This is a genomic window from Pseudomonas oryziphila (assembly GCF_003940825.1).
Taxonomy (GTDB): Bacteria; Pseudomonadota; Gammaproteobacteria; order Pseudomonadales; family Pseudomonadaceae; genus Aquipseudomonas; species Aquipseudomonas sichuanensis.
Genome location: NZ_CP034338.1, coordinates 4033964 through 4049704, shown reverse-complemented (window position 1 = coordinate 4049704; position 15741 = coordinate 4033964). Strand labels below are relative to the sequence as shown.

The following is a 15741-nucleotide window of genomic DNA, read 5'->3' as shown; positions in this document are numbered from 1 at the left end:
GCGCCCGTCGCATCAGAGGCTGAAGAAGAATCGAGTCGCCGCGGCCAGGGTGATGGGTGAGCGGTAGACCTCGACCGGCCGACCCGTGGCGACGTCCACGGCAGTCTGGCCCTTGAGATGGCGTTGGTCGGCTGTTTTCAGGTGACCGGCGAGGAACTGGGGTTTGGCTGTGTCCTGCGCGGGGTAGTGGAAGTGCGCGTACCACAGGTCGCGGCCCTGATGGCGAATGACGTATTCGTCCAGGTAGTCGGCGGGCCGCCCCTTGACCTTTGCCAGCCGCGTGCGAGCCCCCAGGGCATGCACGGTCACTTCATGATTGTCGATGAGGTTCTGCAGCTCACCCATGCGCGGCTTCTGGCTCAGGGCAGCCTGGATGCGCAAGGCCTTGGCCTGGCTCTCCAGGATCATGGCCAGGTCACTCAGCGCTTTGCCGACCCGCGCTGCATCCTGGCCGCCGCTGGCCTCGTCACTGGCGTTGTCGGCAGTCAGCCTTCGTTCGATGGCATCGGCACGTTCCGTCAACCGTTGCCCATGCAGCATGAGTTCATCGTGGATCTCCACGGGCAGGTAGCGCTCACTGGGGCTGCCCTGCAGGTGATGGAGGGTTGCACGGGCGTTGTCCATGAGTGCCTGGCTACCCTTGAGCAGGCGTTTCAGGCTGTCATTGGCTCTCGCTCGTGCAACCGGGGCTGGCGGGACTTCGACCCAGTTGCCGTGGTCTTGGCGGTAGGTACGTGTGCGGCCCTCCGGCCCCGGCGCCTCGATGTCGACGGTCGTCTCATCGCCCGCACGCGGTACGCCCAGCAGCACCCCGTGTTCCTCGGTCTCGATCAGCCCGGGTGTCTGCTCGCGCAAGCGCGAGAGTGTCGTGGTGGGTGGGTAGTCCGGGTACTCGGCCAGTTCGCTGCTGACTGTCGCCTGGATGTACGCCAGGTCCTGTTCGATAGGGGCCAGCAAGGCCGTCGACGCCGTGTCCGTGGACAGTGTCTTGAAGTTGCCCAGTTGTCGGTCTGCCTGGGCAAGCCACTCTTTGGCGCTTTTTAGCAGGCGCGTGGCCAGCTCGTCGCTTGGCTTGGCCAGGGCCGCCAGTTGTCGGCGCTGGGCAATGACCAGGCTGATGTTGTCGTTGGCCAGCTTGAGCCAGAAACCGCCGTTCCTGGGCTCGCTGGATTTGAGCGGGTGGAAGGCGAACAGCCGGTTGAAGTGGTTTTCCAGGCGTATGTAGCGGCAGGTGATCGGGCGCTCGGCGCTGGGCCATCCGCGCTCGAGGCTGTCGAACATTGCCTGGATGCGGTCCTGGCCACGATTGGTCAGTTTCTTCAACTGGGCATGAATGTCGTGCATGGCATCGGCGTTGATCACCAGCTCGTCGAGCAGGGGCGAGATTTCGGCCAGGCGTCGGCTGTAGATGACCAGGTCCGCAGGGCTCATGCGGGTTTCGTTCTCACTGATGAAACGCATGAGCTGCGTGCGCTTGGGCGTATACAACTGATGCAGTGTGGCGTAGATCATCTGCTCGCTGAAAGCGCGCTGGGTGAGTGCGTTGGCACGCTCCAGCTTGAAGCCGTCACGGACCTCCAGCGCGTTGCGCTGGTTGAGGCGCTCCAGATAGGCCTTCCAGTGCAGCGAGGCGGCCTGGCAGGTGTGCAGGTGCTTGCGCAGGTCATCCTCGGGCATGTCGTCGTTGAAGCTCGACGCGTCTATGCGCATGCGCCGCAACTGTTCCAGCCCTTGCTCGAGATCTTGCGCAAGGGTGCGGTCGAGTTCGACCAATGCCTGTCTGTTCGCCTCGCGCAGCCGGGCAATGCGCGAGGTCATGGGCATGCCGCCCCGCAGGCGCAGGCGCAGGTCGATGCCCCATCGGTTTGCTTCGTCACGTCGCAGCCAGGGGCCGGGGAGCTGCTCCGGCGAATCGCCGACGATCCTGGGCTGGCCGCTGGGTTCGTCCAGCAGCACGCTATAGGCCTTGCCTTCGAGCAGCACGTAAAGGTTGTTGTCATGCAGGTGCAGTCCAGCCAGGGCGCCGTGGGGAATAGGCTCGCCAAGGCTTTGCGGCAGCGTACGGGAAGACAGGGCATTGAGTGCCTGTCGTTGCGCCTGGCTGAGCTTGCCGGCCGGCTGCGCCCAACTGAAGTCGAGCTCGCTGTCAGGCACCGTGGTTTCTACCTGCGGGAGGGCAGGGGGCAGGGGGGATGGCAACGGTGGAGGCGCAAGGTGGTCCTCCGCGCCTTCCTCCAGTTGCAGCTGTGCCGGCGAACTCGACAGCAGCAACAGGGCAAGGTTGAGCAACAAGTTGACCCAGGCGATGCGGTGTTCGGTTGGCGAGAGACTGTCGTCGGTATCGATGACCTGCGCCAGGGCGATCTCAATCTGGGCCAGCCAGGCAAGCCTGCCAGCCAGGCGTCCGGCGAACGGCAGCACGCTGTTGAACAGCAGCCAGCCGAACGTTATCCGGCTCTTCCAGGTGGCTTCGTGGGTGGTCACGGCGTGTGCCTGGAAGTGCTGGATGGTTTCCTCGATGCTGGCCTGGTAGATGGCCTTGCCGATGTCATCGACAGCGGGCTCGGTGCTGAGCGTCACCGGGGCGGGGGTGCCGAAGGGGACGGCGAAGCTGTCGTCCAGCGGGTGGAACAGGTGGGGTTCCTGGAATCCGCCGTGGGCGTAGACCTTGCGGTCCGGCGCAGGCAGGCGCTGCAGCAGATCGTCCTGCAGCGCTCCGGGCGTGCCGATGGCGACCAGCAGGGCCAGGCGGTCGTCATACTCCAGCAAGGGTTGCTCGTGCTGCGGGCGGTACAGCAGGCAGACGCCACTCGTGGGGTTGGCCGCTTCGATCAGCCAGGTGTTGAGCGGGTGATCGGGTTCGGCGTCCGCTCGCCGGAGCAGCCCCAATGGACGCATCACCCAGTGCGTCCGATCATCAGGGGTACGGGTGAAGATCTGCGCGATGCGCAGCGCACTGGCTTCGCTGATCCCCTCGCCGCGCAGGTGCAACTCCATGGCCTGCGCGGGCAGCTGACTGCGCAGTTGGGCATCAAGCAGCCGTTCGCGTGCGTGCCTCTGTTCTGGGTCATCGAGCAGCTTTGTGCGTAGCAGGCGTGGGTAGGAGGCGCCGATGTCCAGTTCGCTGACCAGGGTCTTCACATAGCCTTCGTTCAACCATGCGGGCAGCGGCTGGCCAGTGGACGAGGCCAGCGCCACCTTGCCGGGCTTGAGCAGTACGAGGTTGCCGATGGCCAGCTCGGCGAGGCTGAATGTGACGGTGTGGATCTCGCCACTGGTGAACGCCGTGTCCCCGATGGCGGTGCTGGAGGTGGTGATCTGGTAATTCAGAACCAGCACTTCTTCCGGCGCCAGGCTTTCGCCGGGATGGTCGACGGCCAGCCGGGCACGCAGTTGCTGATTGGCGAACGCCTCTGCGCTGACGATGCCGTCGAGCCAGAACTGGCCATTGGCATCTTCGTAGCTCTGTGCCACGTCCACCAGGTTGCGGGCATAGAGTGCCTGGGCGGTGTAGGGGGCGTGCCGCAGCCAGTCGGGAAGTTGTTCGGTCAGGCGCTGGCGCTGTGTGCGCTCGGCACGGTTGCACAGTTCCACCATCGATGTCAGATGGTCCGTGTTCCGACCCAGGGCCAGCGCCAGACCCTGGGTGTGATAGTTGTTCGCGACAGCTTGCACCACGTCGAGTTGCTGGCGAAGCAAGCCCAGGGCCTGTGCCGCGAATGGTTCCTCGGTCTGCGGCAGAATGCGCAGGACATGGGGCGCCGGGGTGGGCGTGACCGGCCACAGGCGCTCGAGGATATTGATCATCACCTGACGGGATGGAAACACCAGCAGCTTGCCGACCAGGGTGAACAGCAGCGTGACTGACGTGCCTGCAGTATCGCTGCTGTGCTCTATCAGCAAGGCGCTGCCCAGGTCGCGGTCGATCTTGCCGCTGGCGGACAGGTCGCTGGACAGCAGGCTGACTGAGGGCGAAGCGGTGGGCGTAACTGCAGTTTCGGGTATCACCAGCAGGCGGTTGGCGAGGTCGATCACCTGTGGTCGCAGGCGACTGGCCCGCTTGCCTGCGTCCAGTGCATTAATGAACTGTTGGCGAAGATGTTCGGTGTACCACTGCCAAGGGGTCTGGCCGGTGATGTCGAATCGGCTCCAGTAAGCCAGCAGTTCTTCCCGATAACGATCGAGCATGAACGGGCCGCAGTCGTTGATCAGCAACTCGACCGCGTGCAGGTCGATCGCCACGGCCCAGTCCGGGTTGTCTTCGGCGTGGGTGCTGATGAAGTCCTCGCCCTCGGTGAGGTTGAGGGTGACGCGGCGACAGAAACGCTCGATCAACAGTGTCGAGAGCGGGCGTATCCAGGCGCGGGCACCGGGCGGAGGGCGACTGATCAGGTAGAGGCTCAGCGGATCGTGTGAGTCGCCAAGGCGGCGTTGCCGCCACTGCTCGGCCAGCAGTCGGCCCGCCACCTCGGTCAGTACGGGACGATCCTGGAAGCGCCGGGCGACTGCGCAGTCCAGGTCACTGAGGGCGATGAGGCGTTGATGCAGGTTCATGGCAAGCTCCGTTGATGAAAGGCGTCATCAAACGGTACTGAGCGCAATCGTCGGTGTTAGCTAACTGCCACCTGTGCCTGCAGGAGGGGCTGGCAGTGGGGAGATGTGTTGCGGCATATTGCCCGCTGGCGCTTGGCAAGCGCGCCGGCGAGGGCTAACGCGGCACCAATGGGCGGATTCCTCGGTATTTCGGTCAAATCTGCCGTCATTTCTGTTGCCCCTTGCCGCTTGGCACCTTAGACTTCCGCCCCCTGTAAAAGAGTGCCGGTTGGCGCTTGAAGAATTCCGCTGCCGATGAGCCATCATCGGTGGCACTCGAATCGCCCAAATGCACATTTTTTCATAGAGAAATCGATGACCAAGGAACAGTTGCTGGCCATGTCGGCCGATGACTACATGAATGCCGACCAACTGGTGTTCTTTACCAAGCTGCTGCAAGCGATGAAAGTCGAGACGCATGAGCGCATCGAACTCAACCGCATTGCCATCGAAGGCCTGGATACCCCGTCGGATCCAGCTGACGTGACCTCGGTCGAGGAAGAGCGCACTTGGCTGGTCAACGCCATCGACCGCGATCAGCGCCTGCTGCCGCAGCTGGAGATGGCCCTGGACCGTATCGGTGACGACAGCTTCGGTTGGTGCGACGACAGCGGCGAGCCAATCGGCCTCAAGCGTCTGCTGATCAGCCCGACCACCAAGTACTGCATCGAAGCCCAGGAGCGTCACGAGCAGCTCGACCGCCACCAGCGGCAGATCTGATACTCGGCGCACTGCGCGAGGCCCCACGGAGCGATCCCTGGGGCCTTTGTGTTTTCTTGCCTTGCATCAAGTGTGATCGTCATACATCCAAGGGACTATGGATAGTGGCGTTATGGTGGCGTTTAATGGCGTCACAATAACGACACGCGGACGGACCACGAAGATGATGCGAGAAGGAACTCGGCTGGCTGTTGCCATCGCCTTGCTACAGGGTGGCATGCTGTGCGCGCTGCTGGCGGCCCAGGCTTATGCCGGCCTGGCGCTGTACCTGGCTCTGCCGTCGGCCCTGCTGGTGCTGTGGCTACCTCATCTGCGGCGCGCACCGGTAACGATGCCGGTGGAGACAGCTGCGCAGGACGATGACCTGATTGCGCAACTGGCCCGGGGCACCAGCCACAATGCGCTGTCGGCCGCGGCGGTGGCTTACGCGGTGCAGCAACTGGCTGCGCGGGTGCAGTCGCAGTTGGGCGCCGCCGAGGAGATCGTCGGCAGTGCCGAGATCATGATCGCCACTGAACAGGCCAGTGCCCAGCTCAGTCATCAGGCCCTGGAAGCCGCCCGCTCGGCCCATGGCAGCAGTGTCGCCGGCAGTGCGGTGTTGGCCGAGTCGATCCAGTGCATGCACGACCTTAGCCAGCGCGCCACCGCCAGCCGTGAGCTGATCGAGGCGCTGCACCTGCGCAGCGAGGACATTGCCCGGGTGACCCTGGTGATCCAGGCCATTGCCAGCCAGACCAACCTGTTGGCGCTCAACGCCGCCATCGAGGCGGCGCGGGCGGGTGAGCATGGCCGCGGCTTTGCCGTGGTAGCCGATGAAGTGCGCGGCCTGGCCGGGCGTACCGCCACCGCCACCCAGGAAGTGGGTCAGATGGTGGCCGATATCCAGGAACGTACCGCCCAGGTGGTCACGCAGATCCGCGCGTTGGCCGATGACCTGGGCAGCGGCGTGGCGCAGGTGGAGCAGACCGGCGGGCAACTGGCGCAGATCGCCTGCCTGGCCGCCAGCGTTGAAGGGCAGGTCGGCGCAATCGCCGCGGGCACCCAGACCAATCGTACTCAGCTTGATACCCTGTTCCAGGCGGTGGCGCAGGTGCGCAGCGACCTGGCGGTGAGCGAGCAGCAAACAAGGCGCCTGGCCCAGGCCGCGGTGCAGATGGAAGGGCAGGTCGAGCACCTCAGCGAGCGCCTGGCCGAGGTCGGGCTGGACGCCTATCACCAGCGGGTGTTCGAGCTGGCGCAGGGTGGGGCACGGCGTATTGCCGAACGTTTCGAGGCCGATATCGAGCAGGGGCGGGTGGCGCTGGAGGATCTGTTCGACCGCCAGTACCGGCCGATTGCCGGCATGCAGCCGCCACGTTTCACCACGCGCTTCGACCACTACACCGACACGGTGTTGCCGCAGATCCAGGAGCCACTGCTGCAACATGAGGGTTTGGTCTACGCCATCGCCTGTACCCAGCAGGGCTATGTGCCGACCCACAACAACGCCTTCAATCGGCCACTGACCGGTGACCCGGTAGAGGATACGGCGCATAACCGCAGCAAGCGTACCTTCGACGACCGCACCGGCATCCGCTGCGGCAGCCATCAGCAGCGGGTATTGCTGCAAACCTACACCCGCGATACCGGTGAGTTGATGCATGACCTGTCGGTGCCGATCTACGTCAAGGGGCGCCACTGGGGCGGCCTGCGGCTGGGCTACCGCCCCGAACCCGGGCTTGATTGAGGCGATTTGTTGCCTCAGGTGCAATACAGCTCTACCTGCCTGGGCTTTTTCCTGAAGCATGCAGCACGTATCATAGCCATATCGTTAGGTTGCTAATTAAATTCCGGAGGGAATGATGAATAGCCAAGTCGATGTGGCAGTGATGATTGGCACGGGTGTTCCTGCCTCTTTGCAGGCGTTGGGCAAGCGGGCGTGCTGGGTGGTGCTGGTCAATGGCGAACGGCGTGGCACCGCCTTTGCCAGCCGTGGCGAAGCGCTGGAGTGCCAGGCCGCCTGGTTGGCGCAGTTGGCGCGGGGCGAGGTGGCCTGAGGGCGTCAAGCTTCCAGCTGGCGGGCCAGCTCGCAGGCGTCCTGGTGGCGTTGGCGAAAGCCCCTGACCCTGCCTGTGGTGCGTTCGGTGATATGAAAGAACGCGACACCGGCAGGCACGACGATGAAGCGCGCTTGGTTTGGAGGGGCGAACTTGAAGGAAATGTGTTGCGCCTCTCGACGGATTTCAGTGTTTTCGGGCATATTCGTTCTCCTGTAATGCGCGACCGAAGGCCAGGCCTGTTCTTTGAGGGACCTGTTGCTGGCTGTCGCATCTTTTCTGGCAGTTTTGATGTCGGACATTACGGTTCCCTTTATGGAATCACGCCGAAGCCTACCCCGCGCGCCCGAACGATAGTTGAGTGAAGCATTTCCCGGTTATCGCTCGGCTTATCTCGCGGGGATACTCCGTGGCGTGATTGCGAAGTCCTGTGGACGTTGACTTGAAAAGGCTGGCACCTGGCGCGATACCGCGGCCGGGTGATGGCCTGTAGTAATTGATGTGAGGAGCTCTTCATTGGCAGTCAGTACTCTGGATACCCATGCGTTGTTTGCCCTGGGCGATTTGCGCGCCAAGCTGGTCAAGTTGTTCAACGGGCGGTTCATCTACGTTACCGAGCAAAACCCTGAAGGCCTGTACATGGCCGAGATCGACCCCGAGGGTGCCATGGTGGTCGACGACAAACAGCGCCTGGAGCTGAAAGTGGGCGACCACTTCCGCGCGGCGGTGCTGCCCAGCCGTGAAGGCGGAAAGCTGGAACTGCGTTTTCGCGAGATCAAGTTGAATGTCTACGGGCAAGGCGACTATGCCTTTGTTCGTGTGCCCGAGGGCGAGGGCATCGTGTTTCGCGAGGGGCAGGGCGTGATGTTGGTGTTTGCCGCAGAACAACAGGTACAGGAAGGCCTGGGCAAGCTGCTCAAGGCAGTGACCGGCAAGGTCGCCAAATGGCGCAAGGGCGAGCTGACCACCTTCAAGGCCAGCGAATGAGTGACCTGGCGGCGCCGGGCTCGCGTGCCGACTTCCACCGTCGTCACCAGGCCCAGGCCATTGCCCAGGCCGAGCAGTTGCTGGCGCGCCGTGAAGCGCTGCAGGGCGCCTGGCTGGCCTGGGTAGCCAGCGAGCTCTACCAGCTCAGCCCACCGCCTTATGCGGCGATGGTGCGGCGTGAGCTGCAGCGCCTGGCGGGCGGCTGAGCCCGCGATAGTTTCAGTTGCCCCGGTCGCGCCCGCTGCTGACCTCTTCCGGAACATCCTCGCCAGAGGTGCGCTTGCGAAACAGCGCCGCCCGGGCCAGCAACAGGGTGGTGACCGGCACGGTGATCGACAGCAGGATCGGGATCAGCCAGGCATGCAGCACCGGGCTCTGCTTGAGTTCTGAAAAGTACAGGATCGACGCCAGTGCCACGCACCAGGCACCGATGGTCGAGGCCAGCGCGGGCGGGTGCATGCGCTGGAAGTAATCTTTCAGCCGCACCAGGCCGATCGCGCCGATCAGGGCGAACAGGCTGCCGACAAGCAGCAGCGCCGAAACCGTGAGCTCCAGCCAGAACGGCAACACCAGGGTTTCGCTCATTCGATCACCTCGCCTCGCAGCAGGAATTTGGCCAGGGCGAACGAGCCGACGAAGCCGAACAGGGCGATCAGCAGGGCGCCTTCGAAGTAGGTGTCGCTGGCGTAGCGGATGCCCAGCACCAGCATCATCAGCATGGCCAGAATGTACAGGTAGTCCAGCGCCAGCACCCGGTCCTGGGCGGAGGGGCCGCGGAACAGTCGGATCAGTGCCAGGCCCATGGCCAAGGCAAAGATGAACAGGCTGGCGAGGACGGCGTTGGCAAGCAGGCCGCTCATTCGAAAATCTCCATCAGCGGGCGTTCGTAGGTGCGCTTGAAGTGCTCGATGAACGCCGCTTCGTCGTCCAGGTCAAACACGTGCAGCAACAGTACGCTGCGGTCCAGGGCCAGCTCCGACCAGACCGTGCCCGGTACCACCGTGGTGATCATCGACAGTGCCGCCAGGCCGTGGGCATCGCGCAGCGCCAGCGGGATATGGACGAAGGCCGAGCGTGGCGGGTTGCTGCCGGCACGCAGCACGCCACGGGCCACCAGGAGGTTGGAGACGATCACGTCGATGCCCACCCGGCCGATCAGCCGTGCGACCACCAACGGCCGGCGAATGTGGGCATGCTGCGGACGCAGGGGCGCCATCAGGATCGGTGCAAGGATGCCCAGCGCGGCCCCCAGTAGCAGGTTGCCCGGGCTGACCGACAGGTTCAGCAGCAGCCACAGGACAAACAGCGAAAGCGAAAGCAGCGGTGCAGGGAACAGTCGGTTCATGGCTGCACCTGCGCATTCAGGGTGGTTGGGCCAGGCACTGGCCGGGTGGCCATGACGGCCTGGATGTAGGCGTCGGGGGCCTGCAGGCTGGCTGCGGTGTCCTGGGTGTAGCGCAGCAGCGGTTCGGCCTTGAAGCTGAGGAAAATGCTCAGGCCCAGCAGGATGACGATGGGCAGGCATTCATAGCGGCGCAGCAAGGGTGACTGGCGCTCCTCGGGCTTCCAGAAACGCTGAATGCCGACCCGGCCAAAGGCGATCAGCGAAGCCATGCCGGACAGAATCAACAGGGTGACCAGCGTCCAGCCGGCGGTGCCCAACGGCTGCCCTGGTGCGATACCCAGCCCTTGCGGGTTGAACAGCGCGCTGATCAGGTTGAGTTTGCCGATGAACCCCGACAGCGGCGGCATGCCGATGATCAGCAGGGCGCAGGCGATGAAGCACAGGCCAAGGAAGGCCATGGTCCAGGGGATGATCTGGCCGATCACCGCCTTCTGTTCATCGTCCAGGTTGATGCCCTTGGGCGGGTGCAGCGACTCCAGCGGCGAAGGCATCGCATCCTCCTCTTCATCCAGCGGCGCCTCGTTGGCCGAACGCGAGCGCTCGACCAGTTCGGCCAGCAGGAACAGCGTGCACAGGGCCAGGGTGGAGCTGACCAGGTAGAACAGCGCGGCGCCGGTCAGTACCGGTTGACCGAAGCCGATGGCGGCCATCAGTGTGCCGGCCGACACCAGGATGCTCAGCGCCGCCAGCCGCTCCAGGCGCTGGGCGGCAAGGATCGACGCTGCAGCCACTGCCAGCGTCGCCAGGCCGCCATACACCAGCCACTCGCCGCCGAAGTTCGCCGAGGCGCCGGCCTGCCCGGAGAACAGCAGGCTCCACAGGCGCAGCACGGCATACAGCCCGACCTTGGTCATGATCGCGAACAGCGCCGCCACGGGGGCGCTGGCCGAGGAGTAGGCCGGTACCAGCCAGAAGTTCAACGGCCAGATCCCGGCCTTGGCCAGGAAGGCCATGGCGAGAATGGCAGCGCCCGCATGCAGCAGGCCGCGGTCAGCTTCTGGCACCAGCGGTACCTTGAGCGCCAGGTCGGCCATGTTCAGGGTGCCGGTGACGCCATAAAGCATGGCGGCGCCAACCAGGAACAGCGACGAGGCAAACAGGTTGATGGCGATGTAATGCAGCCCGGCCCGCACTCGCGCGCGCCCCGAGCCATGCAGCAGCAGGCCGTAGGAGGCTGCCAGCAGCACCTCGAAGAACACGAACAGGTTGAACAGGTCGGCGGTCAGGAAGGCACCGTACAGGCCCATCAGCTGGATCTGGAACAGGGCGTGGAAGCTGGCCCCGGCGCTGTCCCAGCGGGCCCGGGCGAACAACAGCGCGCTGCTGCCGACGATACCGGTCAATACCAGCAGCAACGCCGACAGGTGGTCCACCACCAGGGCGATGCCGAACGGCGCTGGCCAGTTGCCCGGCAGGTACACGCCGATGGACTCGGCCTGGCCCTGGGTGCGCACCCACATCAGCAGGGTGACGGCGATGGCAAGGCCAGTGAAGGTCGACAGCAGGTTCAGCCGCGCCTTCAGCCAGCGGTGCTTCTCGCCGATCAGCAGCATCAGCGCCGCGGTCACCAGCGGCAGCAGGATCGGCGCGATGATCAATTGGTTCATCCCACTCATTCGTCACGCTCCCGACCGTCGACATGGTCGGTGCCGGTCAGACCACGCGAGGCCAGCAGTACCACGAGGAACAGTGCGGTCATGGCGAAGCTGATGACGATGGCGGTGAGCACCAGCGCCTGGGGCAGCGGGTCGGTGTAGTGCAGCAGGTCCTGGGTGACGCCGTCCTTGATGATCGGCTCCTTGCCGATGAACAGGCTGCCCATGCTGAAGATGAACAGGTTGACCCCGTAGGACAGCAGGCACAGGCCCATGATCACCTGGTAGGTACGCGGGCGCAGGATCAACCACACCCCCGAGGCGGCCAGCACGCCGATGGCGACTGCAATGACTTCTTCCATCAGGCGGCTCCTGCTTGACTGGTTTTGCCGGGATTGCCCGGGCGATAGGCACGCACCGACTGGTGCGCCAGCGCGGTGAGGATGAGCAGTGTCGAGCCGACCACCACGGTGAATACGCCGATGTCGAAGAACAACGCGCTGGCCACGTGCACGTCACCCAGCAGCGGCAGGTGCAGATGGGCGGTGTGGGTGGTCAGGAACGGGTAGCCCAGGCCGATGGCGCCCGCCCCGGTGAGGGTGGCGCACAGCAGGCCGGTGCCCATCCAGCGCAGCGGACGCAGGCTCATCTGCGCCTCCACCCATTGGGTGCCGGCGACCATGTACTGCAGGATGAACGCCACGGACATGACCAGGCCGGCGACAAAACCGCCGCCCGGCTGGTTATGGCCACGCATGAACAGGTACATCGACACCAGCAGGGCGATCGGCAGCAGCAGACGCACCAGGGCGGCCGGCACCATCATGAAGCCCAGCGCGGTGTCGGTGGCGTGACGCGGGTTGACCAGGTCGGTGACCACGTCCGGCGCCAGCTGGCGCTGCTGGGCAGGCAGCTGCATGCTCTCCTTGGGCGGGCGGAAGCGGCGCAGCAGGGCGAACACGGTGAGTGCCACGGCCACCAGCACGGTGATCTCGCCGAGGGTGTCGAAGCCGCGGAAGTCCACCAGCATCACGTTGACCACATTGGTGCCACCGCCTTGTGGCAGGGCCCGGCTGAGGTAGAACGAGGAGATGTCGTTGGGCGTGGGGCGGGTGAGCATGGCGTACGACAACAGCGCCATGCCGCCACCGACCAGCACCGCCAGCACCAGGTCGCGCAGGCGACGCAGGCGTGCGCGGTCCTGGCTGCCGGGCAGTGGCGATACGCCTTCGATACGCCGGGGCAGCCAGCGCAGGCCGAGCAGCAGCAGGACGGTGGTCACTACTTCGACCGCCAACTGCGTGAGTGCAAGGTCGGGGGCAGAGAACCAGACGAAGGTGATGCAGGTCATCAGGCCGCAGACGCTGACCATGATCAGCGCCGCGAGGCGGTGGTACTTGGCTTGGTAGGCGGCGCCGATGGCGCAGGCGATGGCGATCAGCCACAGCGCGACGAACACCCCTGAGCCGGGGATTTTCGGCCGGTCGCCCCAGCTCAGGCCGTTGTACAGCAAGGGTATGAGGCCGGCGATGAAGGCCGCCAGCACCAGCATGAACAGTTGGGTCTGCAGGCGGCGGGTGGTCAGCAACCGCTCGATGTGCCGGGCCAGCAACATCAGGTGCACCAGGCCCTGCTCGAACAGGTGCTTGCCGTTGAAACGGCCGATCAGCGGTGGCTTGGCGAAGCGGCCACGTTGCAATTGCTTGCGCAGCAGCAGGTAGAGGAGGATGCCGCCGCACATAGCGATCAGGCTCATCATCAGCGGTGCGTTCCAGCCGTGCCAGACGGCCAGGCTGTATTCCGGCAGGGTGCCACCGACCACTGGCAGGGCGGCGGCGGCCAGCAGCGGGCCGACCGATTGCGCCGGGAAGATGCCGACCACCAGGCAGGTGAGTACCAGCAGCTCGACCGGTGCGCGCATCCAGCGCGGTGGCTCGTGGGGCGTGTGCGGCAAGTCCTCTGCCTTAGGCCCGAAGAACACGTCGACGGTGAAGCGCAGCGCATAGGCCACGCTGAAGGTGCCGGCCAGGGTGGCGATCACCGGCAGGGCGGCCTCGACCCAGGCGGTTGAACTGATGAACACGGTCTCGGCGAAGAACATTTCCTTGGACAGGAAGCCGTTCATCAACGGCACGCCGGCCATCGAGGCGCTGGCGACCATGGCCAGGGTGGCGGTGAACGGCACCATGCGGAACAAGCCGCTCAAGCGGCGGATGTCACGGGTGCCGCTTTCGTGGTCGATGATCCCGGCGGCCATGAACAGCGAGGCTTTGAAGGTGGCGTGGTTGAGAATGTGGAACACCGCGGCCACGGCGGCCAGCGGGCTGTTCAGGCCCAGCAGCAGGGTGATCAGGCCCAGGTGGCTGATGGTCGAGTAGGCCAGCAGGCCCTTGAGGTCGTTCTGGAACATCGCGGCGAATGCGCCGAGTAACAGGGTGGCGGCGCCGGCACCGCCGACGATCCAGAACCATTCTTCGCTGCCCGACAGCACCGGCCATAGCCGGGCCAACAGGAACACCCCGGCCTTGACCATGGTCGCCGAGTGCAGGTAAGCCGAGACCGGGGTGGGCGCCGCCATGGCGTGGGGCAGCCAGAACTGGAAGGGAAATTGCGCGCTCTTGCTCAGGGCGCCGATCAGGATCAGGGGCAGCAGCACCGGGTACAGCGCATGCTGGCGGATGGTGTCGCCGGCAGCCAGGACCTTGTCCAGGTCGTAGCTGCCGACCACATGGCCGAGCAGCAGGGCCCCGACCAGCAGGCACAAGCCGCCGGCACCGGTGACCATCAGCGCCATGTAGGCGCCGCGGCGGGCGTCGGCGCGGTGGTGCCAGTAGCCGATCAGCAGGAAGGAGAACAGGCTGGTGAGTTCCCAGAAGAACACCAGCTGGATCAGGTTGCCGGAAATCACCAGGCCGAGCATGGCGCCCATGAACGCCAGGAAGAAGGCGAAGAAGCGCGGCACAGGGTCCTGGGGAGACATGTAGTAGCGCGCGTAGAGCGACACCAGGGTGCCGATGCCCAGCACCAGCAAGCTGAACAGCCAGGCGAAGCCGTCCATGCGCAGCACCAGGTTCATGCCCAGGCTGGGCAGCCACAGCAGTTCCTCGCGAATGACGCCGCCGTCGGCGATCTGGGGGTACAGCAACGCCACCTGGACGGTGCCGACCAGGGCGACGAGCCCGGCGAGAATGGACTCTGCGTTGCGTGCGTTGTGCGGCAGGACAGCCGCCAGGCAACTGCCAACGAAGGGCAGAAGCAATAGCACAATCAATGACATAGCGTTCTGTTCTGAGAAGTTTGCCAAGGATCATACGTGCCGGGGTGTGTATCACCAACACGCAAGCGGTTGCAGGATCCTACAAATGTGCTGTGACAAGCTGTTTTTTTATAACAGTTCTTTACAAAGCATAGCGGGTGTTGGCCGCATCACAGCCCGGCTTCACGTTGACGCTCGTCGTCGTCCTGCAATGCGGCGGCCTCGTCACTGCGCCGGATCTTCAGCTCGCTTACCACCACCGCCAGCACGATCAGCAGCCCGCCGATCAGCGCTACCCCCGGCAGGCGCTCGCCGGCAATGCGCCCGACAACGCCGGCCCACACCGGCTCGCCGGCATAGATCAAGGTGGCGCGTGTGGGCGAAACCGACTGCTGCGCCCAGTTCATCGCCACCTGGATCACCGCGCTCATGGCACCCAGGCCTACGGCGCTGACCAGCAGCAACCAGGAGAAGTCGGGGAGCGGCTCCTGGGTCGGCACGATCATCAGGAATGCCAGCGCCGAGGCAGTCGCCAGTTGCACCACGGTGACCCGGCGCACATCGACCTTGCCGGCATAACGGCTGATCAGGATGATCTCGCCGGCAATCGCCACGGCGCTGACCAGCGTCACCAGCTCGCCTTCGCTGAAGTGCAAGCTGCCGCCTTCGGGGCCTGCCAGCAGCATCAGGCCGGCGAAGGCCAGGCAGATGCCCAGGCTCGGCATCAGCCCTGGGCGGCGCCCCAGCACCAGCCATTGCAGCAGTGGCACGAAGGGCACGTACAGCGCGGTGATGAACGCCGACTGGCTGCTGCTGATGGTCTGCAGGCCCATGGTCTGCAAGCCGTAGCCGAGCATGATCGACACGCCGATGAGCATGCCGGCCTTGAGTTCGGTGAAGGTCAGCCCGGGCAGCGAACGCGCCGACACCAGGCCGACGAACAACGCGGCGGCGGCGAAGCGCAGGCCGACGAAGAACATCGGCCCGCTGACGCTCATGACCGTATGCACGATCAGGAAGGTGCCACCCCAGAGCATGGTGATGAATACCAGCACCAACTCGGCCTTGCTCAGGCGGAAGGAGGCGGCGGGCTTGCTGTAGGTGGCTTGGTTCATGGGCTTGCGTGCTCGGCAGGGGCGGCGCACAATC

14 protein-coding genes are annotated in these 15741 nt (G+C 64.8%); 5 read left to right on the top strand and 9 right to left on the bottom strand.

Translation table 11 applies throughout. The features are described 5' to 3' along the window. Positions 1-12: 12 nt before the first annotated feature. A complete protein-coding gene (locus EJA05_RS19065) occupies positions 13-4554 on the bottom strand; it encodes a DUF6543 domain-containing protein (protein WP_125859422.1) in 4542 nt (1513 codons plus the stop codon). A 354-nt stretch (positions 4555-4908) separates the two neighbouring features. Here EJA05_RS19065 and EJA05_RS19055 point away from each other — a divergent pair, with 354 nt between their 5' ends. The 3 genes from EJA05_RS19055 to EJA05_RS19045 all read left to right on the top strand — a co-directional run bounded on the left by EJA05_RS19055 (position 4909) and on the right by EJA05_RS19045 (position 7349). After that, entirely contained in the window at positions 4909-5313 is a 405-nt protein-coding gene (locus EJA05_RS19055) for a TraR/DksA family transcriptional regulator (RefSeq protein WP_125859421.1), read from the top strand. Between the two features lie 97 nt (positions 5314-5410). Then, positions 5411-7039: a methyl-accepting chemotaxis protein gene (locus tag EJA05_RS19050; protein ID WP_374046860.1), complete on the top strand. Its 1629-nt coding sequence runs from the start codon at positions 5411-5413 to the stop codon at positions 7037-7039. A gap of 115 nt (positions 7040-7154) precedes the next feature. After that, on the top strand, positions 7155-7349 hold the full coding sequence (locus EJA05_RS19045) for a hypothetical protein (RefSeq protein ID WP_125464827.1): 195 nt from the start codon (positions 7155-7157) through the stop codon (positions 7347-7349). A 5-nt stretch (positions 7350-7354) separates the two neighbouring features. On the opposite strand, the gene EJA05_RS19040 is transcribed toward EJA05_RS19045, so the two are convergent. Next, positions 7355-7651: a hypothetical protein gene (locus tag EJA05_RS19040; RefSeq protein WP_125859419.1), complete on the bottom strand. Its 297-nt coding sequence runs from the start codon at positions 7649-7651 to the stop codon at positions 7355-7357. Between the two features lie 214 nt (positions 7652-7865). Here EJA05_RS19040 and EJA05_RS19035 point away from each other — a divergent pair, with 214 nt between their 5' ends. After that, positions 7866-8336, top strand: coding sequence for a hypothetical protein (locus EJA05_RS19035; protein WP_125464825.1), 471 nt, complete (start codon positions 7866-7868; stop codon positions 8334-8336). After that, entirely contained in the window at positions 8333-8542 is a 210-nt protein-coding gene (locus EJA05_RS19030; RefSeq protein WP_125464824.1) for a hypothetical protein, read from the top strand. The genes EJA05_RS19035 and EJA05_RS19030 overlap by 4 nt, the downstream gene beginning before the upstream one ends. Before the next feature lie 13 nt (positions 8543-8555). Here the strand turns inward: EJA05_RS19030 and EJA05_RS19025 are convergent, their stop codons facing one another. The 7 genes from EJA05_RS19025 to EJA05_RS18995 all read right to left on the bottom strand — a co-directional run bounded on the left by EJA05_RS19025 (position 8556) and on the right by EJA05_RS18995 (position 15707). Beyond that, the gene (locus tag EJA05_RS19025; protein ID WP_125464823.1) at positions 8556-8921 is read right to left on the bottom strand and encodes a Na+/H+ antiporter subunit G; all 366 of its coding nucleotides are present in this window, start codon (positions 8919-8921) and stop codon (positions 8556-8558) included. Next, positions 8918-9196 carry a K+/H+ antiporter subunit F gene (locus EJA05_RS19020; protein WP_110994579.1) on the bottom strand — a complete coding sequence of 93 codons (279 nt, stop codon included), beginning with the start codon at positions 9194-9196 and terminating at the stop codon, positions 8918-8920. The genes EJA05_RS19025 and EJA05_RS19020 overlap by 4 nt, the downstream gene beginning before the upstream one ends. Next, positions 9193-9681: a Na+/H+ antiporter subunit E gene (locus EJA05_RS19015; RefSeq protein ID WP_125859418.1), complete on the bottom strand. Its 489-nt coding sequence runs from the start codon at positions 9679-9681 to the stop codon at positions 9193-9195. Before EJA05_RS19015 ends, EJA05_RS19020 begins: the two co-directional genes overlap by 4 nt. Beyond that, complete coding sequence (locus EJA05_RS19010; RefSeq protein ID WP_125464821.1) at positions 9678-11357, bottom strand: monovalent cation/H+ antiporter subunit D; 1680 nt, start codon at positions 11355-11357, stop codon at positions 9678-9680. The genes EJA05_RS19015 and EJA05_RS19010 overlap by 4 nt, the downstream gene beginning before the upstream one ends. Next, positions 11354-11698, bottom strand: coding sequence for a Na+/H+ antiporter subunit C (locus tag EJA05_RS19005; protein ID WP_003250128.1), 345 nt, complete (start codon positions 11696-11698; stop codon positions 11354-11356). Before EJA05_RS19005 ends, EJA05_RS19010 begins: the two co-directional genes overlap by 4 nt. Next, positions 11698-14613, bottom strand: a complete 2916-nt coding sequence (locus EJA05_RS19000; protein WP_125859417.1) for a monovalent cation/H+ antiporter subunit A — start codon at positions 14611-14613, stop codon at positions 11698-11700. Before EJA05_RS19000 ends, EJA05_RS19005 begins: the two co-directional genes overlap by 1 nt. Before the next feature lie 149 nt (positions 14614-14762). Then, complete coding sequence (locus EJA05_RS18995; protein ID WP_125859416.1) at positions 14763-15707, bottom strand: DMT family transporter; 945 nt, start codon at positions 15705-15707, stop codon at positions 14763-14765. Between the last annotated feature and the right edge of the window lie 34 nt (positions 15708-15741).